Origin of the sequence: Novosphingobium acidiphilum DSM 19966, from assembly GCF_000429005.1 — a bacterium.
In the GTDB taxonomy this organism is placed as follows: Bacteria; Pseudomonadota; Alphaproteobacteria; order Sphingomonadales; family Sphingomonadaceae; genus Novosphingobium; species Novosphingobium acidiphilum.
Map to the genome: position 1 here is coordinate 115640 of NZ_AUBA01000010.1, position 21616 is coordinate 137255.

General features: G+C 64.2%; 18 protein-coding genes. 11 read left to right on the forward strand and 7 right to left on the reverse strand.

Features of this window, described 5'->3' with window-relative positions; translation table 11 throughout:
- Positions 1–3: 3 nt before the first annotated feature.
- From G404_RS0110625 to G404_RS0110650, 6 genes are all read left to right on the forward strand, one after another.
- Positions 4–483, forward strand: coding sequence for a dihydrofolate reductase (locus G404_RS0110625; RefSeq protein WP_036521117.1), 480 nt, complete (start codon positions 4–6; stop codon positions 481–483).
- Entirely contained in the window at positions 480–1409 is a 930-nt protein-coding gene (locus G404_RS0110630; protein ID WP_028641062.1) for a bifunctional riboflavin kinase/FAD synthetase, read from the forward strand. Before G404_RS0110625 ends, G404_RS0110630 begins: the two co-directional genes overlap by 4 nt.
- 78 nt (positions 1410–1487) lie before the next feature.
- Positions 1488–2510 carry a glycerophosphodiester phosphodiesterase family protein gene (locus G404_RS0110635; protein WP_028641063.1) on the forward strand — a complete coding sequence of 341 codons (1023 nt, stop codon included), beginning with the start codon at positions 1488–1490 and terminating at the stop codon, positions 2508–2510.
- A gap of 80 nt (positions 2511–2590) precedes the next feature.
- A complete protein-coding gene (ileS, locus tag G404_RS0110640) occupies positions 2591–5422 on the forward strand; it encodes an isoleucine--tRNA ligase (RefSeq protein ID WP_028641064.1) in 2832 nt (943 codons plus the stop codon).
- Positions 5419–5961, forward strand: coding sequence for a signal peptidase II (gene lspA, locus G404_RS0110645; protein WP_028641065.1), 543 nt, complete (start codon positions 5419–5421; stop codon positions 5959–5961). Before ileS ends, lspA begins: the two co-directional genes overlap by 4 nt.
- Entirely contained in the window at positions 5961–6374 is a 414-nt protein-coding gene (locus G404_RS0110650; RefSeq protein ID WP_028641066.1) for a DUF3035 domain-containing protein, read from the forward strand. Before lspA ends, G404_RS0110650 begins: the two co-directional genes overlap by 1 nt.
- A gap of 45 nt (positions 6375–6419) precedes the next feature.
- Here the strand turns inward: G404_RS0110650 and G404_RS0110655 are convergent, their stop codons facing one another.
- Positions 6420–7745, reverse strand: coding sequence for a hemolysin family protein (locus tag G404_RS0110655; protein WP_028641067.1), 1326 nt, complete (start codon positions 7743–7745; stop codon positions 6420–6422).
- 181 nt (positions 7746–7926) lie between these two features.
- Here G404_RS0110655 and G404_RS0110660 point away from each other — a divergent pair, with 181 nt between their 5' ends.
- The 3 genes from G404_RS0110660 (at position 7927) to G404_RS0110670 (ending at position 10131) form a co-directional block, all read left to right on the forward strand.
- Complete coding sequence (locus tag G404_RS0110660; RefSeq protein ID WP_028641068.1) at positions 7927–8616, forward strand: YiaD family glycine zipper/OmpA-like lipoprotein; 690 nt, start codon at positions 7927–7929, stop codon at positions 8614–8616.
- A 123-nt stretch (positions 8617–8739) separates the two neighbouring features.
- Complete coding sequence (locus tag G404_RS0110665) at positions 8740–9753, forward strand: aldo/keto reductase (protein ID WP_028641069.1); 1014 nt, start codon at positions 8740–8742, stop codon at positions 9751–9753.
- A gap of 57 nt (positions 9754–9810) precedes the next feature.
- A complete protein-coding gene (locus G404_RS0110670; protein ID WP_028641070.1) occupies positions 9811–10131 on the forward strand; it encodes a hypothetical protein in 321 nt (106 codons plus the stop codon).
- 21 nt (positions 10132–10152) lie between these two features.
- Here G404_RS0110670 and G404_RS0110675 read toward each other — a convergent pair whose 3' ends face one another.
- The 4 genes from G404_RS0110675 to G404_RS0110690 all read right to left on the reverse strand — a co-directional run bounded on the left by G404_RS0110675 (position 10153) and on the right by G404_RS0110690 (position 14820).
- Positions 10153–10950, reverse strand: a complete 798-nt coding sequence (locus G404_RS0110675) for a LytR/AlgR family response regulator transcription factor (protein WP_028641071.1) — start codon at positions 10948–10950, stop codon at positions 10153–10155.
- 28 nt (positions 10951–10978) lie between these two features.
- On the reverse strand, positions 10979–12154 hold the full coding sequence (locus tag G404_RS0110680; RefSeq protein ID WP_028641072.1) for a sensor histidine kinase: 1176 nt from the start codon (positions 12152–12154) through the stop codon (positions 10979–10981).
- Between the two features lie 65 nt (positions 12155–12219).
- Complete coding sequence (gene ggt / locus G404_RS18800; protein WP_245584493.1) at positions 12220–13998, reverse strand: gamma-glutamyltransferase; 1779 nt, start codon at positions 13996–13998, stop codon at positions 12220–12222.
- A gap of 69 nt (positions 13999–14067) precedes the next feature.
- A complete protein-coding gene (locus tag G404_RS0110690; RefSeq protein ID WP_028641073.1) occupies positions 14068–14820 on the reverse strand; it encodes a siderophore-interacting protein in 753 nt (250 codons plus the stop codon).
- 275 nt (positions 14821–15095) lie between these two features.
- Between G404_RS0110690 and G404_RS0110695 the strand changes: the two genes are divergently transcribed.
- Complete coding sequence (locus G404_RS0110695; RefSeq protein ID WP_028641074.1) at positions 15096–17270, forward strand: TonB-dependent receptor; 2175 nt, start codon at positions 15096–15098, stop codon at positions 17268–17270.
- 7 nt (positions 17271–17277) lie between these two features.
- Here the strand turns inward: G404_RS0110695 and G404_RS0110700 are convergent, their stop codons facing one another.
- Together G404_RS0110700 and G404_RS0110705 are read right to left on the reverse strand one after the other, a co-directional pair.
- A complete protein-coding gene (locus tag G404_RS0110700; RefSeq protein WP_028641075.1) occupies positions 17278–18645 on the reverse strand; it encodes an FAD-dependent oxidoreductase in 1368 nt (455 codons plus the stop codon).
- Between the two features lie 133 nt (positions 18646–18778).
- Positions 18779–20386 carry a S10 family peptidase gene (locus tag G404_RS0110705; RefSeq protein ID WP_028641076.1) on the reverse strand — a complete coding sequence of 536 codons (1608 nt, stop codon included), beginning with the start codon at positions 20384–20386 and terminating at the stop codon, positions 18779–18781.
- Positions 20387–20538: 152 nt separating this feature from the next.
- Here G404_RS0110705 and G404_RS18805 point away from each other — a divergent pair, with 152 nt between their 5' ends.
- Positions 20539–21564 carry an acyltransferase family protein gene (locus G404_RS18805; RefSeq protein WP_169719701.1) on the forward strand — a complete coding sequence of 342 codons (1026 nt, stop codon included), beginning with the start codon at positions 20539–20541 and terminating at the stop codon, positions 21562–21564.
- Positions 21565–21616 lie beyond the last annotated feature (52 nt).

Below are 21616 nucleotides of genomic sequence, written 5' to 3' on the forward strand. Positions count from 1 at the left end.
GGCATGGGCCTGACGATCATTGTGGCGCGCGCAACCGATGGCACTATCGGGCACGACGGGCACCTGCCCTGGCACTTGCCCGACGATTTGCGCCGGTTCAAGACGCTGACCATGGGCAGGGCCATGATCATGGGGCGCAAGACTTTTGTATCGCTGCCCGGGCTGTTGCCCGGACGCCGTCACATCGTGCTGACGCGTGATCGTGCGTGGCACCATCCCGGCGCCGAAGTGGCCGCCACGCCGCAGGCGGCCATCGCGCTCGCGGGCGAGGGTGCGGTGGTGATCGGCGGCGCCGACGTGATTGCACAATTCGAACCTTTGGCCAGGCGGCTGGAACTGACCGAAGTGCATGGTGCGTTTGCGGGCGATACCGTGATGCCGGCGCCGGGTGCGCACTGGCGCGAAGTGGCGCGCGACCCGCATCCGGCAACCGGCGGGCGGCCGGCGTTTGATTTCGTTTCGCTGGAACGGGCTGGGGCATGATGCGGTTCGACGCGCGCGACCGTCTGCCCGAGGCCTATCGCGGCGCGGTGATCGCGCTGGGCAATTTCGACGGGTTTCACCTTGGCCACCAGGCGGTGGCAGGCGCCGCGGTCGCCTGGGCGCGCGCCGAAGGGCGCCCGGCGATCATCGCCACGTTCGATCCGCACCCGGTGCGCCATTTCCAGCCCGACGCGCCGCATTTCCGCCTGACCACGCTCGACCAGCGCGAGGCGCTGTTTGCCGCGGCCGGCGCCGATGCCATGCTGGTGTTCCATTTTGACGCCGAACTTGCCGCGACCACGGCGCAGGCGTTTGTGGCAGATCTGCTGGTTGACCGGCTGGGCGCGGCCGGCGTGGTCACGGGCGAGGATTTCACCTTTGGCAAGGCGCGCGGCGGCAATGTTGGCGTGCTGGCGCAGCTTGGCACGGGGCTGGGGCTGCGCACCCGCGCGATCGGCCCGGTCGAGGCCGAGGGCGAGGTGATTTCGTCGAGCCGTATTCGCGATGCGCTGGCCGCGGGTGATCCCGAAACCGCGACGCGGTTGCTGACCCGGCCCTTTGCGATCCGCGGGCCCGTGCAGCATGGCGACAAAGTCGGGCGCACGATCGGCTTTCCCACCGCCAATCTGGCGCTGGGGCACTATCTGCGCCCGCGTTACGGTATTTATGCGGTGACTGCGCGGCTGTGCGACGGGCGGGTGGTCAAGGGTGCTGCCAACCTCGGCGTGCGGCCGATGTTCGATCCGCCCAAGGAACTGCTTGAGCCGCATTTTTTCGATTTTTCCGGCGATCTGTATGATCAGGAAATCGAAGTGGCCTTTCATCATTTTCTTCGCGGCGAATGGAAATTCGATTCGCTTGACGCAATGATGCAGCAAATTGCACGCGATTGTGACAAGGCGCGCGATCTTCTGGCGGCAATTTGAACCCGCGTGACGGAATAAGTCGTTGACTTGATCAGGATTTACGGGAACGTTTCGGATCAATTCGGTAATGGAGCGGGCATGATCTGGTTGCGGCGGGTGTTGTTCGGACTGGCCGTGGCGATGTTGGGCTTGTCATTCGTCAATGCGCCCTGGCTGGTCCCCAATCGCGCTGGCCATGTGCGCCTGATTGCCAATGGCGGGATCGCACAGGATTACCTGCCCGGCGCGCGTGCCGCCGCATGCCCGGCTGCCGCGATCCTGCCCCCGCTGCACCGCATTTTCGAAGACACCCTGCGCGCGGTGTCGACCGCGCATCGCATGGGTGCGGATCTGGTCGCGATCGATCTGGTGCGCACCGCCGATGGTGCGCTGGTGCTCTATCCCGACACTGACCTTGCCTGCCGCACCGGGGTCAGCGGGCCGGTTTCGGCGCATACGCTGGCCGAATTGCGCCAGCTTGATATCGGCCATGGCTATACTGCCGATCACGGCGCGACGTACCCCTTGCGCGGGGCCGGGCGCGGCATGATTGTCACGCTGGATGACCTGCTCGACGGTGATCCGCGCGGGGGCCTGCTCTATCGCTTTCCAGGCAACGATCCTGCCGCGCTCGATCTGGCGATAAAAGTGCTGCGTGCGCGCGGGCGCGATCCGGTGGCACTGAAAGAAGGCTTTGTCGGCAGTGCGGCGATGGCCGAGGCGGCGCAAAAGGCGTTTCCGGGGGTGTGGACCCTGGTGCCCGACCAGGCCGCCGCGTGCCTGGCGGCTTATCGCCTGATCGGGTGGTCGGGCATTGTCCCCGGATCGTGCGCAGGCTCCAGCGTGACCGTGCCGCTCGATGCAACCTGGTCGCTGTGGGGCTGGCCGGCGCGGTTTGAAACACGGATCAATGCGGGCCATGGCGCAGTGATCGCGGTGGCCACGGCCGATGGTACGGGGCTGCGCCATTCGCGCCAGTTGTCCGACATTCCGATCACCTATCGGGGCTATGCCATGATCGACAATTTCTGGACCGTGGGCCCGGCGCTGCGCCCCAGTCTGGATGCGCGCACCAATGCCGAGGCGGTTGCAGCGCAGGCGAGGGACGACAGCGGCCAATAACCGGGCCCTTGCGCAAATGCTCTGGCATGGAGCGGGTCGGGTCTGGCCTTTTGCGCGCGATCCGTTAAGGCCCTTGGCCCATGAACCAGACGCGCGATTACCGCTCCACCGTCTTCCTGCCGAAGACCGATTTCCCGATGAAGGCGGGCCTGCCGCAGAAAGAGCCGGGCATTCTGGCGCGCTGGGCCGACGAAGACCTGTATCGACGCCTGCGCGATGCGCGTGCGGGCCGCGAAAAGTTCATTCTTCACGATGGGCCGCCTTACGCCAATGGCGACATGCATATCGGCCATGCGCTGAACCATATCCTGAAGGACATGGTGGTACGCACGCGTTCGCTGCGCGGGTTTGACGCGCCCTATGTGCCCGGCTGGGATTGCCACGGCCTGCCCATCGAATGGAAGGTCGAAGAAGAATACCGCAAGAAAAAGCTCAACAAGGATGACGTGCCGCCGCGCGAATTCCGCGACCAGTGCCGCGCCTATGCGCGCGGCTGGGTCGATGTGCAGCGCGAACAGCTAAAACGGCTGGGCATCAATGCCGACTGGGATCACCCCTATCTGACGATGGATTTCGCAGCAGAAGCGACCATCGTGCGCGAACTGATGCGCTTTGCCGAAACCGGGCAGCTGTATCGCGGGGCCAAGCCGGTGATGTGGAGCCCGGTGGAAAAAACCGCGCTGGCCGAAGCCGAAATCGAATACGAGGATATCACTTCGACCCAGATCGATGTGGCATTCGAAATCGTCGAATCCCCCGAAGCCGATCTGGTCGGCGTGTCGGCGGTAATCTGGACCACGACGCCCTGGACGATCCCCGCCAACCAGGCGATCGCCTATGGCCCGGCGATCGACTATTTCGTGATCGAAACGGGTGGCGCGCGCTATCTGGTGGCCGAACCGCTGATCGATGCCTTTGTCGCGCGGATCGGTGCCGAAAGCCACACGGTCCACTTCTTCATCAAGGGTGCCGCGCTGGCGGGCACCGTGGTGCGCCATCCGATGCATGCGCTGGGCGGCTTTTTCGCGCGGCCGCGTCCGATGCTGGCGGGTGATTTTGTCACCACCGAATCGGGCACCGGCCTGGTCCACATGGCCCCCGATCATGGCGAGGACGACTTTGCCCTGTGCAAGGCGCACGGGATCGAGCCGGTGTTCGCAGTCGAAGGCGATGGCCGCTATCGCGCCGAATGGTTGTGGCTGGCGGGTCAGGGCAGCGTGATCAACCCCCGCTTCAACGCGCCCGACGGCCCGATCTGTACCGCGCTGGCCGACGTCGGCGCGTTGGTCGCGGCCAGCGCCGATTACCGCCATTCCTATCCGCATTCGTGGCGGTCAAAGGCCAAAGTGATCTTTCGCTGCACGCCGCAGTGGTTTGTGCCGATGGACAAGCCGATCCCGCCGATCCTGCCCGCAGGCGCCGACGATCTTGATGCCATGCTGGCCCCGCGGACTTTGCGCGAACGTGCGGTTGCCGCGATCAAGGCCACGCGCTTTGTGCCCGAAAAGGGCCGCAACCGTATCGGCGCGATGGTCGAAGGGCGCCCCGACTGGGTGCTGTCGCGCCAGCGCGCGTGGGGCGTGCCGCTGACGCTGTTCGTCCATCGCCGGACCGGCGACGTACTGGTCGATGCGGAGGTCAACGCGCGGATCGTAGCGGCCATCGCCGATGAAGGCGTCGATGCCTGGGACGAGGCACGTGCCGCCGAATTCCTTGGCTCCGATCATGCGGTCGATGACTACGAACGCGTGACCGACATTCTGGACGTGTGGTTCGATTCGGGTTCGACGCATGCCTTTGTGCTGGGCAGCGGGCGCTGGCCCGACCTTGCCCGGCCCGAAGGCCATACCGGCCCGCTTGCCGATCTCTATCTCGAAGGGTCGGACCAGCATCGTGGCTGGTTCCAGTCATCGTTGCTCGAATCGTGCGCCACCCGCGGGCACGCGCCGTACAAGGCGGTGCTGACCCATGGCTTCACCATGGATGCCAAGGGCATGAAAATGTCCAAATCGCTGGGCAACACGATCAGCCCGATCGACCTGATGCGCGATTATGGCGCGGATATCCTGCGGCTGTGGGCGCTGTCGGTCGATTTCACCGAAGACCACCGCATCGGCAAGGAAATCCTGGCCGGTGTTGCCGACCAGTACCGCAAACTGCGCAACACATTCCGCTATCTGCTGGGCGCGCTTGAGGGGTTTGACGACGCGGAACGCCTGGCACCCGACGCCATGCCCGAGCTGGAACGCTATGTGCTGGCCCGGCTGGGTGCGCTGGACGGCGTGCTGACGCAGGCGGTCGAAGACTTCGATTTCAACACGTATGTCCGCGCGCTGACCGATTTCTGCAACGAGGATCTGTCGGCGTTCTATTTCGATATCCGCAAGGACAGCCTCTATTGCGATGCGCCGGGATCGGTCACCCGCCGCGCCTGCCGCACCGTGTTCGATACGCTGTTCCACGCGCTGGTGCGCTATGCCGCGCCGGTGCTGGTGTTCACCGCCGAGGAAGTGTGGGGCACGCGCTATCCCGATGGCGGCAGCGTACACTTGCTCGAGTGGCCCGAATTGCCCGCGGTCTCGGTGGATGAGGCGCGCTGGCAGGATCTGCGCGGGTTGCGCACGCTGGTCAACGAAGCGATCGAGCCGCTGCGCCGCGACAAGGTCCTGGGTTCGGGTCTTCAGGCCGAGGTGACGGTGCCTGCCGATGCGGCGCCGGATGTCGACGTGGCCGATCTGGCCGAAGTGTTCATCACCGCCGCGGTCAGGCGCGGCAACGCGCTGAGCGTTGCCCGCACCGAACAGGACAAATGTGGCCGTTGCTGGCGCCATCTGCCCGAAGTGGCAGAGGATGGGGCGCTGTGCGCGCGTTGTGACGACGTGGTGGCCCAGATCGACGGTGTGAACGCATGACCAGCGGCAGAACCCGGTTTGAAATCTGGACCCGACGCGCGTTCGGCTATGGCCTGGCACTGCTGGTGTTTGCGCTCGATCGCGGGCTAAAGGCGCTGTTGCTGGGGCCGGTCGCGCTCGACCAGGTAGATTCGCTGCATCTGCTGCCGATGTTTGATCTGCGCTTTACCCAGAATCTTGGCGTATCGCTGGGCTTGTTCACCGCGACTTCGCCACAGATGCGGCTGATCCTGATCGCGGGAACCGGTGCGATCGCGCTGGGCGTGGCGGGCTGGCTGCTGTTTGAACGGCGCCGTGTCGATGTGATCGCGCTGGCGCTGGTGCTGGGCGGGGCGCTGGGCAATATCTATGACCGGGTCACGCGCGGGTATGTCATCGATTACGCCGATCTGCACATCGGCGAATGGCGTCCATTCCTGATTTTCAACTTTGCGGACGCAGCGATCACGATTGGCGTGCTGATACTGCTTGCCCGTTCGCTGCTTTCCGGCGAAAAGCCGGGCCACGATGGCGTAAAGCCCCCTACGGAGAATTTGTGATGCGCAAGACTGCCCTCATTTCCCTTGCCGGTGGCGCTGTGGCGTTGTCCGGTCTGCTGGGCGGGTGCAGCTCGCATTCCTCGCTGTTCAATCGCGTGCGGCCCGATGAATTCGCGGTGACGCGCCAGGCCCCGCTGGCGGTGCCGCCCGATTTCTCGCTGGCCCCGCCCAACCCGGGTGCGCCGCGTCCGCAGGATGTCGATTCCAGCCGCCAGGCGCTCGATGTGATGTTTGGCGGCCCCGCGCCGCGCAGCGCGGTCGAAACCGACGCGCTGGGCAAGGCCGGTGCCTCGGCACCCGCCATCCGCAGCGTGGTTGGCGATCCCAAGACGACGACCGTGCCCAAGGGCGCCGGGGTGAAGGATATCATCAAGGCCCCCGAAAGCAGCACGCCCGCCGCGCAGGCGCAGTAACCTCCATCGATCCGTCCTCCCCGGCGTTTCGGGGAGGATGGCGGTTCATCCGTCCAGCGTGGGTGCCTGTGGCGCATGCTTGATGCGGCTGGCCAGCAGCTTGTCGATCTTGCGCCCGTCCATGTCGATCACTTCAAAGCGCCAGCCCTGGCTGGTGAAATGTTCGCCTTCGTGCGGCAGCTTTTTCAGCACCGACAGGGCAAACCCGGCCACGGTTGCGTAATCGCGGGTCTCGGGCAGGTCGATGTTGAGCCGGTCGGCCATGGCATCGGCGGGCAGCGCGCCCGAAATCAGCAAAGACGCATCCTCGCGCTCGATCATCATCGGCGTGTCGCCGTCATCGCCATGGGCAACGAATGTGCCGGCAATCGCGTCGAGCAGGTCAGCCGGGGTGACGATCCCTTCAAGATGGCCATATTCATCGTGGACCAGCGCCAGCGGCACTTCGGCCAGCTGGATCTGGCGCAGGGCATCCATCGCGTCGAGCTGGTCGGGCACGATCGCGGGTTTTTTCATCAAACGGGCCAGATCGGCGGATTCGCCGCGCACCAGCGCCTGCAACACATCGCGCACGCGCACCACGCCGACCACGCTATCCACCGAACCCTCTGCCACCAGCAGCAGCGAATGCGGGCACGCGGCGATCGCATCGCGCAAATCGCCACCCCCGGACTGGCGATCGATCCAGTGCAGTTCGGTGCGCGGGGTCATCACGTCGCGCACCGGACGTTCGGCCAGCCGCATCACGCTGGTCATCAATGCGCGTTCGTCTTCTTCGATGACGCCCGACCGGGTCGCCTCGGCAAAGATCATCTCCAGCTCTTCGGTGGTCACGTCGTGCGAACCGGCGCCGTTCATGCCGGCCAGCCGCAGCACCAGTGTGGACGATTCATCCAGCAACCACACCAGCGGTGCGGCCACTTGCGCCACGATCGCCATCGGGCGCGCGGCCACCACCGCAATCGCCTCGGCCGAACGCAGCGCCAGTTGCTTGGGCACCAGTTCGCCGATCACCAGGCTGAGATATGTGGTGACCGCGATGACCAGCGCAAACCCCGCTTCGGGGGCAAGATGCGCAGGCACGCCAAGCGCTGCCAGCCGTTCGCCCATCGGGCCGCCCAGCCGTGATCCGGAAAAGGCGCCGGCGATGATGCCCACCAGCGTTATGCCGATCTGCGCGGTGGACAAAAGCTTGCCCTGATCGCTGGCCAGATCGAGCGCCAGCGTGGCGCTGACCGATCCGGCTTCGGCGCGCATCTTCAATCGCGCCGGACGCGCCGAAACGATTGCCAGCTCTGACATCGAAAACAGGCCGTTGAGCACGACCAGAGCGCCAATGATGACGACGTCGGTCCAGGGAAAAGGTGTCACAGTCGCGTCCGCTAGCAGATTTTCGCGCTTTGGCGAAGTGCGTTGCGGATTGTCATGATCGGCTTGTTCGGATTCAGTTCAGGATGCCCCCGGCTATTCACTGCCAACTGGCGGCACAGGCTGGAAAACCGGTGCACACCGGGGCATTGTCGGTGGCGCATCGTGCAAGAGGGTATGGGTCATGACACTACGTCGGGTATGGATGTCTGCGCTGTGCGGCGTATCGCTGATTGCCACGTCGGCCTGTGTGACCGACCCCAACACCGGCCACAGGAAAGTGTCGCGCACCGCGATCGGCGCGACCGCAGGTGTGGTTGGCGGGCTGGTGATCGGGGGATTGCTGGGCGGGGGTACCGGGCGCATTCTGGGCGCGGGGATCGGTGGGCTGGCCGGCGCCTCGGTCGGTTATACCATGGACAAGCAGATCAAGGAGCTGAAGGAACAGACCGCCGGCAGCGGGGTCGATATCAAGCCGGTCGATGATGGCCAGGCGATCCTGGTCAATCTGCCCAGCGGGGTGACCTTTGACACCGACAGCACCGTGATCAAGCCCGCGTTTCGCGACACGCTCGATACCGTTTCGACCAGCCTGAACAAGTATCCCAATTCGTTGATCGATGTGTATGGCCACACCGATTCGACCGGCACCGATCCCTATAACCAGACGCTGTCCGAAAACCGCGCCCGCGTGGTGGCCGATTACCTGACGGGCAGGGGTGTAAACCCGGCGCGCATCCGCAGCACCGGCTTTGGCAAGACACAGCCGGTGGCGAGCAACGACACGCCCGAAGGCCGCGCCGCCAACCGCCGCGTGGAAATCAAGATCGTGCCCGTTACGCAGGACGATGTGGCAAGGGCAAAGGGGCAATAAGCCTGCAGCCCGTTGCGGGCGGGGGGGCTGCACAAAGGCGCAGAAGCCCGGGCAATCTGCCAGGGGCGTCTTGACGCGCGGGGCCCCGGGCTGGCATCCGGCGGCTGCGTCAAGGAGACCCGCATGTCCATCACCGCCCGCCCGATCAATGGCCGCAAAACCAACCCCATCGGGCTGGGCTGCATGTCGCTCAGCTGGGCCTATGGCCCGCGTCCGAGCGATGCATACGGCATTGCGCTGCTGCACCGCGCGATCGAACTGGGCTATGACCATCTCGACACTGCCCGGCTCTATGGCCAGGGCCATAACGAAACCCTGGTGGGCCAGGCGCTGAAGGGCCGCCGCGACAAAGTCTTCCTTGCCAGCAAGATGGGCATTTTCGCCAGCGGCGAAAAGCGCGGGATCGATTGCAAGCCGCAGACTATCCGCGAACAGCTGGAGGTGTCGTTGCGCCTGCTGCAAACCGATCACATCGACCTGTATTACATGCACCGCCGCGATTTCACCGTGCCGATCGAAGATTCGGTGGGTGCGATGGCCGACCTGATCCAGGAAGGGAAGATGGGCGCGATCGGCCTGTCCGAAATGTCGGCCGACACGCTGCGCCGTGCGGCTGCGGTGCACCCGATCGCCGCGATGCAGACCGAATATTCGCCGTGGACACGCCAGGCCGAGATCGCGGTGATCGACGCCTGCCGTGAACTGGGCACGACGTTTGTCGCGTTTTCGCCGGTCGGGCGCGGTGCTCTGGCCAATGGCGTGGGCGACGTGGCAGCGCTTGGCGAAGGCGATCTGCGCCCCGGCATGCCCCGCTTTCAGGGCGCCAACTGGGCGCACAACCTGGATCTGGTGCACCGGTTCAACGCCCTGGCAGCAGACGCGGGGGTGACCCCTGCGCAGCTGTCGCTGGCCTGGGTGCTGGCGCAGGGGGACCATATCGTGGCTATCCCCGGCACCAAGAATATTGCCCACCTGGAAGAAAACATCGCGCATTGGAACTGGCAGATCCCGGCTGCCATGGCCGCCGAGGTCGATGCGCTGATCAACCACCAGACGGTCGCCGGGCACCGCTATTCGGCGATGATGCAGGCAACGATCGACACCGAGGACTTTGCGGAGCACTTCGAACTGGTGTAAACACCGGGTCATCAGGCGCCTCGGGCCACGCGAACCGCAATTCGCAGGAGCAGGGATATGGGTGACATGGTGATCGCGGCCTATCGACCCAAGCCGGGGCACGATCAGGCCTTGCTTGCCCTGGTGCGTGATCACGTGCCCGATCTGCGTCGCTGGGGCCTTGCCACCGATCGCCCGGCGCTGGCCATGCGCGCAGCCTGTGGCACGATCATCGAAGTGTTCGAATGGCGCGATGGTGCCATCGCCACCGCGCACCAGCATCCCGACGTGCTGGCGATGTGGGCGCGCTATGCCGAGGTATGCGACTATGTGCCATTGCGCGATCTGGCCGAGGCGGCGCAGTTGTTCGCGCAGTTTGCCCCGATCGATCTGGATTAGGTCGCTCGGGCCTGACCGGACTCAGTGCACGAAGCGGGCCACCACGTCGCGGTACGACCGGCTGACTTTTACCTCGGCGCCCGATTGCAGCACCAGAAAGCATTCGCCGTTGGTGTGGGGGCGGACCTGCCGGACCTGATCAAGGTTGACGATCTTTGACCGGTGCACGCGCTGGAACACGCGCGGGTCCAGCCGGCGCTCGAGATCCTTCATGGTTTCGCGCAGGATCAGCGAATTGTCGCCGGTGTAGATGCACATGTAATCGCCCGCCGCCTCGATCCGTTCGATCGAATCCACATCGACCCGAAAAATCTGGCCGCGGTCCTTGATATTGATCAGTTTTTCGAACCGGCCGGCGGCATGTTCGCCATCGTCGACCATTTCGGGCATCGCATCGGGGGCAACTTCGGCCAGCACGTTCTTCAGTTTTTCCACCTCTTCCAGCCCGCGCTTTTCAGCCAGCCGCGTGCGCGCACGATCCAGCGCATCGGCCAGCCGGTCTTCATCGACGGGTTTCAACAGGTAATCGACCGCATTGGCTTCGAAGGCTTTCAGCGCATGTTCGGAATAGGCGGTGACAAACACGAACAGCGGCGGGTCAATTTCCATCACCCCTTTGACCACGCTGAACCCGTCGAACCCCGGCATCTGGATGTCGAGGAACACCAGGTCGGGCTTTTCGGTCTTGATCTTGCGGATGGCCTCGCGCCCGTTGGCGCAGGTGTCGATGATTTCGACATCGGGAAACGCAGCAAGACGCAGTTGCAGCCCCTGAATGGCCAGCTTTTCGTCGTCGACAAGGATCGTGCGGATGGTCATGGCGTTTCCTTGGACATAGTTTGGTGGCCTAGCCTGCCACTGCCGGGTTTAGCGCAGGATGAACGGATCGGGCAGGGGCGGGTTTGGGCGCGCGCGCCTCGAACGGCAATTCGATCGTTACCACCAGCCCGCCTTCGGGCCCGGTGGCAATGTCGAAACGCTGGTTTTCGCCATAGGCCTGGACCAGCCGGTCGCGGATATTGGCCAGCCCCACGCCCGTCGACACGGCGCCCGGGCGTTGCTGATCGTGGTTCTGCCCGAACAGTTCGGCCGGATCGGTGCCCGGTTCAAGCCCGGGCCCGGTGTCGGACACGACAATCCGCAGCACACTGCCGATCACATCGGCATGCACCGTGATTTCAGCGCCTTCTTCCAGCACGCTGACCGCATATTTGATGGCGTTTTCGACCAGAGGTTGCAGCAGCAGCGACGGCATCAGCGCGTGGGTTGCCTGATCCTCGATGTCGAACCGGGTGCGCAGGCGTTCTTCAAACCGCATGCGTTCGATATCGAGATAGAGCTTCAGCGTTTCCACCTCTTGCGCCACCGTGACCTGGCCGGTCGGCTCGTTGATCAGGGTATAGCGCAAAAACGCCGACAGCCGCGACAGCATGGCATTGGCCGGCTCGGTCTGTTTGAGCAGGACCAGCGTGCTGATCGAATTCAATGTGTTGAACAGGAAATGCGGGTTGAGCTGATAGCGCAGCATGGCCAGCTGCGCGCTGGTCGCCTGGTTTTCCAGGTGCAACAGCTGGTCGTTCTGTTCTTCGACCTGGATATAGAAGTTGATCGCGTAATACAGCGCCGACCAGGCGCCGAGCAGCGTCAGATCAAGGTAGAACACCCCCAGGAACAGCTGGGTAAAGCTGGACTGGGCATTGGCGCGATACAGGCTGACCACCCACGAATCGATAAAGGCATAAAGGCCGACCGCGATGGCCAGAACGATCGACGTTACCCCCCAGGTGATCAGCGCAAGGCGGTTGATCAGCGCGCGATAGATCACCGACAGGATCAGCGAGATCGAAAACCCGGTGATCGTGGCAATGATCACGATGATCAGGAACGACCATGGCACCGCATTGGCCAGGCTCGACATCGCGCGCAGCAGCATGGCCCCGCCCCAGCCGAGAAACTGCAGGCGCCAGAACGCACGGTTCTTGTTGCCGAAGAACGGCGTGGGGGGAAGCGGCAGCATCGCCATAGGCGTTCAGCTTAGCGGTTCGTTCGGCTTAACGCCAGATCGGGCAATGCGCGCAGTCTGCGCCATCAATACCCTTGCGCCGAACCCATCGGCAAACGCGGATCGATGGCGCCAAACAGATGCGCGGGCGCAATGTCGACACCTTCGTCATCGGGGTGGGGCGGCACGGCGCCGGCGATACGCGGGCCGCCCACCACGATGGCAGCAACATGGTTGCCATGGCGACGTTCGACCATCTTCTGGCCGCGCGCCTCCAGGATCGCCAACGTATCGGCCGACAGGCCATAGCGTTCGTACCAGGTCTGATCGGGCAACCATTGCTGATGGATACGCGGTGCCTCGATCGCCTCGGTCAGGGTCATGCCGAAATCGATCATGTTGAGCATCACCTGCAACACGCCGGTCGGGATCCGGCTGCCGCCGGGCGTGCCCACGACCAGCGCGAGCTTGCCATCCCTGGTCACGATTGTCGGGCTCATCGAGGACAGCGGGCGCTTGCCCGGCGCAATCGCGTTGTTGGCGCCTTCGACCAGGCCATACATGTTGGTGGCGCCGGGCTTGGCCGAAAAATCGTCCATTTCATCGTTCATCAGCACGCCAGTGCCCGGCGCGACGACATGCGCGCCAAACCAGTCGTTCAGCGTATAGGTCATCGACACGGCGTTGCCGGCGGCATCGACAATCGAAAAATGCGTGGTGCTGCGGCCTTCGGGGCTGGCCGTCACGCCGCCCAGCGACAGCGACGGGGTGGCTTTGTCCATCGCGATCCCGGCGCGCAGGCGGTCGGTATAAGCGGGTGCAACCAGCCGCGCGGTATCGACGTTCACGAAATCGGGATCGCCCAGCTGCACATTGCGATCGTGGTAGGCACGACGCAGTGCTTCGATCAGCGCGTGCGTCGCATTGGCCGAATGGAACCCCCATTGCGCCATGGGATATCCCGACAGCACGCCCATGGTTTCGCACAGCACCACCCCGCCCGAACTCGGCGGGGGTGCTGCGATCACGTGATAGCCGCGATAATCGCATTCCAGCGGTTTCATGTCGCGCACGGCATAGTGCGCAAAATCGGCCATGGTGAATATGCCGCCGCCCTTGCGGCTGCCGTCGACCATGGCGGCGCCGACCGGCCCCTTGTAAAAGCCATCGGCGCCCTGTTGCGCGATCACCCGCAGCGAATGCGCCAAGTCGGTCTGGACCAGCCGCTCGCCCTCGCGCCAGCGTTGCCCGGCGTTGAGGAAGATGGCGGCGCTGGCCGGATCCTTGCGCAATTCATCGGCGCCTTCGCCCAGGAATTCGGCATCGCCGCGGTCGAGCACAAACCCATCGGCGGCCAGCTGGATGGCCGGCGCCATCAGCTCTGCCCGGGGCCGGCTGCCCCAATGGATGCGCGCATATTCCAGCCCGGCGACGGTGCCGGGTATGCCCGCCGCCAGCCAGCCGCGGGTCGATTTGCCGGGGATCACGTTGCCCCGGGCGTCCAGATACATGTCGGCACGCGCCGCACCCGGTGCCATTTCGCGAAAATCGAGAAAGCGGCTGGTGCCGTCGGCCAGGCGCACGGTCATGAACCCGCCGCCGCCAAGATTGCCCGCCTCGGGAAACGTCACCGCCAGCGCATAGCCCACCGCCACCGCCGCATCGATCGCATTGCCGCCATGGCGCAGCACATCCAGCCCGGCCTGTGTCGCCAGGTGATGCGCAGTGACCACCATGCCGTGATCGGCCGCCACCGGCTCGGGCGAGGCAGCCTGTGCGGTGTGGGCAACGGGCAAGACCGCCAGCGTCATTGCCGCGGCAATGGCCGGAATGCGATAACGCCTGCGTTCAACCCTGGTGCTCACCATCGGTAACCCTTGCGCATATGCTTGTGGCGCAAAGGTCTAGCAGGCGGGCGGGCAGGGGCAAGAGACCTATCCGTCGAGCGACTTGTCCGATGCGTCGGCGTGGCCGCGCGTCCAGTACCCGGCGGCCTTGGTCCATTCGCGCGGGTGGCCCAGCGTTTCCACGACATGCGCGCGCAATGCCTTGGCCACCGTGGTTTCGGCGGCGATCCAGACAAAGCCTTCGCCGGGTGGCAAGGCCATGCCCTGCAACGCGCCCAGCAGCCGTTCGGCATCATCGGCAACCACGCCTGCACGATGCACCCAATGCCCGGTCCACAGCGCGCGGGTGGCAAAGCGCTGTTCGTCGTCCGGCCCATCGATCACACCCAGGGTGATCACCGGTACGCCTTCGCGCAATTCTTCGACGCGCCGGCCTATTGCAGGCAGCGCGCTTTCGTCGCCGATCAGCAGGTACCAGTCGAAATCGTCGGGCACCACGGCCGATCCGCGCGGGCCGCCGATGGACAGGCTGTCGCCCACTTGCGCCGCAGCCGCCCACTGCGTTGCGGGGCCGCTATCGTGCAGTGCAAAATCGATGGTCAGGGTGCATTGCGCGGTGTCGAACCGGCGCGGGGTAAAATCGCGCATGACCGTATCGCCGGCATCGGTAGCAAAGAACAGCTTGATATGATCGTCGGCCGACGCGCTGACAAAGTCGTTGAGTTCAGGCGCGGTAAACACCATGCGGCGCATGTGATCGCCCAGTTGCTCGATCGCGGTAACGGTCAGCGTGCGGCGGCGGGTGTCGTGGCGCAGGCGGGTGATCTGGTGACGGGACATTGCGGGTCCTTGAACAGGCGCAGAACACCGGGGCGGGCGCACTGCCGGGAGAAAGCGTATACGATTCGTTTCAATGCATCTAAGATATATCTTTTAAGGCGCTTTGCAAGCGGTAAAGATATATCTTTCCTGATGTCGTCGCAGCCCCAGCGCGCAACCTGGCGGGCCGTAAGTTGAATAAATTGTCATGAATCTTGCCTTGTGTAACACTATAACATCTCATATTGCGCGCTACCAAGCGTCCCCCCCACGCCCTTCGGAAAAACAACCACCGCATGATTGATTCGCATCGACGACTTCTGGCCGGCACTGTCTTTGCAGCCTGCGCTCTGGTTCTGGCCGGCACCGCGCCTGCGTATGGCGCCGATGCCCCGCCCGCCGCGGCTGCGCCCGCGGCCGACCCGGCGGCCCCGCGCGATCCCATCGTGGTCACCGCACGCCGGCTCGACGAAGCGCGGTCGGCCGTCCAGAAAAGCCTGGGTGCCGATAGCTACGGCATCACCAACGCTGCGATCCAGGCGTTGCCGGGCGGGGACAACCAGCAACTGAACCAGATCATGCTGCAATTGCCCGGGGTGGTGCAGGACGGGTTTGGCCAGTTCCACGTGCGCGACGATCACGCCAATCTGCAATACCGTATCAACGGCACGATCCTGCCCGAAGGCCTGGCGGTGTTCGGGCAGACTTTGTCACCGCGCCTGATCGATCATTTCGACCTGTTGACCGGGGCGCTGCCCGCACAATACGGCCTGCGCACCGCTGGTGTGATCGACATTCACACCAAAAGCGGGTTTGCCAACGGCGGCGAAGCGTCGATTTATGGCGGCAGCCACGACACCATCGAACCCAGCCTGGAATATGGCGGCTCGACCGGACAGACCAACTATTTCGTATCGGCCGATTATCGCCACGATTCGCTGGGCATTGAAAACGTCAATGCATCGCGCACCGCGGTCCACGATGCCACCGACCAGTTCCAGGGGTTTGTCTATCTCGATCGCATCCTGTCCGACAGCGACCGGATCAGCTTTGTCGGCGGCTATTCGAACCAGTGGTTCCAGATCCCCGATCCGGTCGGGCTGACCGCCACCAGCCCGGTTGCGGTCAATGGCCAGACCAGCTTTGCCTCGAACGCGTTGAACGAACGCCAGCTGGAACGCACCGGTTTTGGCCAGGTTGCGTTTTTGCACGACAGTGGCCCGTTGACGGTGCAACTGGGCGGCTTTGCGCGCTTTTCGGCTTTGACCTACCGCCCCGATCCCACAGGCGAGCTGATTTTCAACCGTCTGGCCCAGCAGGCGTTCAAGGACGATCTGGCGCTGGGTCTGCAGGCCGATGCCTCGCTGCGCGCAGGCAACGGCCATACGGTGCGCTTTGGCGGGTTTTTGCAGCACGACCATACGATCAGCGACACGCAGACCGCTGTCTTTCCGGTCGACGGCACGGGCGTGGCCGATGCGCCGCCGCTGTCGATTGTCGACAACAGCACCAAAAGCGCGGTCATGGCCAGCCTCTATGTCCAGGACGAATGGCAGCTGTCGGGCAAGGTCACGCTGAACTATGGCGGCCGCTTCGACTATTACGATGCCTATCGTCAGGAAAACCAGCTCAGCCCGCGGGTCAATCTGGTTTGGCAGCCCGATGCGCTGACCACGCTGCATGTCGGCTATGCGCGGTATTTTTCGCCGCCCGCGTTCGAACTGGTTGCCAACACCAGCATCGCGCGGTTTGTCGGCACCAGCGGTGCTGCCAATTCGCTGGTCGACACCACCCCGCAGGCCGAACGGCAACACTATTTCGATGTGGGCGTGCAGCGCAAGCTGGCGCCGGGGCTGACCGTGGGGATCGACGGATATTACCGGCTGTCGCGCCATCTGATCGACGAGGGCCAGTTCGGCGCGCCGATTATCCTGACCCCGTTCAACTATGCCTATGGGCGTATCCGCGGGGTCAATCTCTACGCCAATTACCAGCGCGGACCCTGGCTGGTCTATGCCAACTTTGCCGCGGCCAAGGCGCAAGGGCGGCAGATCGAATCGAGCGAATTTTCGTTCGGCGCGACCGAACTGGCCTATATCGCCAGCCACTTCATCACGCTTGATCACGACCAGACCTACACCGGTTCGGGCGGGATCAGCTATGCGTTCCGCGATGGCGCGCTCAAGGGGCTGAAGCTGGGGTCAAGCATGATCTATGGTTCGGGCCTGCGGTCGGATCTGACCCTGCCCGATGGCACCGATGTGCCCAATGGTGCGCATCTGCCCGCCTATGCCCAGTTCAACCTGGCGGCGAGTTACAAATGGGCCAAGCCCGGCGTGGAATTACGCTTTGACGTGACCAACGCGTTCGACAGCAAATACGAAATCCGCGATGGCACCGGCGTCGGCGTCGGCGCACCGCAATGGGGTCCGCGGCGCGGGTTCTTCTTCGGCATCTCGAAGGATATCTGAGCGCGGGTCAAACGATACGCGCGCCCTGGCGGCGCAATTCGGCCTGTACCGCCGCGATATCCACGGTGTGGAAATCGCGGCCGGTCCTGACCGATATTGCCGCCGCGACGCCCGCACCCTGGCCCGCCACCGCGCAGGCCATCATGTTGCGCACCGCGGCATGGCTGACTTTGTCGCCGCCGATCGAACGGCCGGCCACGATCAGGTTGCGCGGGCCGCTTTTGGGCAGCATCGCGCGATAGGGTATGTGGAAATAACGCCCGGTGGTGGGGATGATCAGCAGGCCATAGCCGTCGATGAATTCGGGAAAGATGCCGATCGAATCGGCAAACCGGCCTTCGCCACGCACATCGCCATCGGCCATGTTGTAGACCGCATCGATCTTGCGCGTGTCGCGAATGCCCAAAGTCATGCCGAAATTGCGCAATTTGGCAGTGTCGCAGCCGGGCATGAATTCGCGCAAGGCGGCAATCGCGTGCATCGCCTGCGCACGGCCCTCGATTTCGCCCGTGGTCAGATCATCGGGATCGGTGCCGTCGAGCGTCAGATGCACCATGTTGAGATAGGTCAGATCGCCCTGGTCGGACACGGTGCCCCAGGTGCCGGCAATCGTCTTGAGGCTGTCGGGCAGCAGGCCTGCCTTGTGTGCGGCCTGAAACGGTTTGCGCAAAAAGGGTGAAAACAGCGCGTCTTCCTTGCCCGCGGTGGTGACCGACCATTCGCCGTCCTTGGCCCAGTCGGCATAGGTCTGCGGATCGGCCTTGACCGCATCGATGAACCGCGTCTTGTTGACCCCGCACATCGAAAACATCACCGACACGCTCATCATTTCGGACTTGGGCGTCTTGAACACCGGGGCACCGGCGCGCGTGGCGATATCGGCATCGCCGGTGGCGTCGATCACCCGTTTGGCCAGGATGGCCTCGCGCCCGGCCTTGCTTTCGGTGATGATCCCGCGAATTTCGCCGCCCTCCATGATCGGCGCGACAAACATGCGGTGCAGCATCGGGTGCACGCCCACCTCGGCCACCAGCACATCGGCGACATGTTTGAACGCCTCGGCATCGAGCGCGTGGCTGATCGATTGCGGTTCGGGCAGGGCCGCGCCCATCGCCTTGGCCCGGTCTTCGAATTCGCGGCCGATACCTTCGCTGTCGATCGTGGCGGGGTGGCGATACCAGGCAAAGCCTTCGACCCCGACCTGGGTGATATTGCCGCCAAAACAGCCATAGCGTTCGACCAGCGTGGTCTGCACGCCGGCGCGGGCCGAGGCGATCGCGGCCGCCAGGCCGCCGGGGCCCGACCCCACCACCAGCACGTCGGTTTCGTGGATCACGTCGATCGCGCGGGCGGGTTCAAGGATGGTCCGGGTCATGGCGTCAAGAGCTGCGACGGATCATCGCGCGATGCCACGGCCAAGACGCGTCCATCGCAAAAAGGCAAAGCCGCCGCCCCGACCATGCCTGCACGGCATGGACGGGGCAGCAGGGTCCGTTTCGAAACCGGCGTTATTTGCGCAGGTTGTTGGTGCTGGTGATGAACGCCGCCACCGCATCGTGCAGCTGGTGCAGCGCGTCGGTGTTGGCATAGACCATGTGGCCCGACCGGAAATAGCGATAGGCGATGTTGGCCTGCAGGCTGGCCGGGATCGGCAGGTGGTGCATTTCGTACCACCCTTCGTAATAGGGTGTGGCCAGGTCGTAATATCCGCCGGTGACCAGCACTTTCATCTGCGGGTTGTATTTCATCGCGGTGGCAAGGTCGGGCATCACATTGGCGGTGCCGCGCACCGGTCCGGGCTGGCCCGGCGGGGTGTGGTCAAAGCTCCAGGCATTGGTATAGGCCGATGGCTTGTAGGTTTCATCCTGACCATAATGCAACGTGTCGCGGACATAGGCGTTCAGCGCCGAAACATAAGCCGAACCGACCGCCGCCGATTGCGGGTCATAATCGGCTTCCTTGTTCAGCACATCCATCGCCGGGCCGGAAAAGCGGGTGTCGAGCCGCCCGGTGGTCAGTTCGCTGCCGATCTGCAATTGCTGGGTGAACTGGCCGCCCTCGACGCGCAAATCCGACCGCAGGATATAATCGGCGGGCAGGCCGATATAGCGCGCCATGCGTTCGGCAACGTCGCGTTTTTTCGCCGGATCGATCAGCGATCCCTGTTGCAATGCGGCGGCATAGTCGCCGCTGGCAAAGGCCTCGACCTCTTTCAGGAACGGTTCGATTTCGGCCGGCCGCGTGCCGGGCAGGCGGTTGTGATACCACGCGGTTGCGGCATACGTGGGCAGCGCGGTGATATAGGGCTGGTCGGTACCGGGGTTGAGCGAGGCGCCGTCTGCCGACAGGTTGAAATTCAGGATCTGCGATAGCAGGATCACGCCGTTGAGATCGACCATGTGCTCGGTGGTCAGGCGTGCCGCCATCATCGCGGCGCGCGGTGTGCCATAGCTTTCACCGAACAGGTATTTGGGCGAATTCCACCGGTCATGCCGCGTCAGGAACGCCTGGACAAAGCTGGAAAAGGCATGCGCATCGGCGTCCATGCCGTAAAACGCGGTTTCCTTGTCCTTGCCCGCGATGCGCGAAAAACCGGTGCCGGGCGCATCGATGAACACCAGATCGCTGGCATCGAGCAGGCTGGCATCGTTGTCGATCAGGGCATAGGGCGCAGCCGGCGTATGGCTGTCATCGCGCGTGACCACGCGCCGCGGGCCAAAGGCGCCCATGTGCAGCCACACCGTTGCCGAACCGGGTCCGCCGTTGAACAGGAAGGTGATCGGGCGATCGGCTGCGGCCACGCCTTTCTTGAAATAGGCGACATAGAACATCGATGCTTCGGCGGCGGGCATGGCCTTGTCATCGGGCTTGCCCGCGGCGCGCCAGGCGGCGTCATCCCAATGTTCGGGATGGACGACAATCGTACCCGAAATCGCCTGATAGTCGATCTTCTGTCCCTTGACCGTGACCGTGCCCGACGAGGCAACTTGCGCCTCCTTGAAAATCGCATTGGGGCCGGGGGCGGCCGCATCGGTCTTGTCGGCGGCCATGGCAGGCGCTGTGGCCAGCGCCAGCGCGCTGGCGGCAATCAGGCGGAACGGCAGTCTGTAGGACATTGATCTCTCCAAACGCGCCCGGGCTGAATACCTTCGGGTGCATCTGGCAACGGGGGCTGCCTGATTGCCGTATCATGCGCAACCGATTTTGCGGGTCAAAGTTGTGCATAGCCGCAACGAAATCTTGGCAGGTGCGGCGCTATGGCAGCGGCATGCGATACGAAAGCGGCATGGCGACACGCGCGTCGAAGCGGGCACAGCACGCGCCACCGGCGCGGCTCGACAGCCTGCAGGTGCTGCGCGCGGTGGCCGCGCTGGCGGTGGTGGTGTTCCATTGCCACTGGACCGGCATTGCCAGCTTTGGCGTGGAACTGTTCTTTGTCCTTTCCGGGTTTGTCATCTGCCATGCCGCCGCGCAGGACCCGCGCCGTTTTCTGGCCCGGCGCGTGGCACGGGTGGTGCCGTTGTACTGGCTGGCGACGTTCGGCGTGTTTGCCATCGCGCTGTTCGCGCCAGCGATGGTGGCGGCAACGCACGCGACCGCGGCCAATCTGGTGCGCAGCCTGATGTTCTGGCCTTATGTGCGCGATGATGGCGCGGATATGCCGCTGCTGTTCCTGGGCTGGACGCTGAATTACGAGGCGTTGTTTTATGCCATGTTTGCGCTGTGCCTGGCGATTTCGGCGCGGCTGGCGCCGTGGCTGGTGCTGGGGCTGCTGATCGGTGCGGCGGCGCTGCATCGGGTGGTTGCGCCGCTGGGCGATCCGCTGGATTTCTGGACCCGGCCGATCATACTCAATTTTGCCTGCGGGATCGTGGCCTGGCTGGTCTGGCATCGCCACAGGGCATGGGTGGGGCAGGTTCCGGCAGCCGTTGCGGTGCCGGCCGCGCTGATCGCGCTGGGCGTGCTGGTGACCGGCGTGCATCACCGACTGGGCGGGTTCATGCCATGGAGCGGGATCATCAGCGGGGTGCTGTTGCTGGGGCTGTTGGCGCTGACCGCGCGGATCCGCTGGCCTGCGGGGTTGCTGGTGGTCGGCGATGCCAGCTATTCGCTGTATCTGCTGCATCCGTACGTGCTCGAAGCGATCAATCGCAAGCTGCATGCCTTTGGCCCCGACCCGCTGGGCATTGCGGCGACGCTGGGGGCCGTGCTGGCGGCCGTGGCGCTTGGCATCGTGGTGTTCCGGCTGGTCGAGCGGCCCAGCAACCGCGCCCTGCGACGCCTGATCGGGTGACCCGCGGGCCACGTTGCAGCCGCGCGTGGCCGGGTTATACAGGGCAATGGCC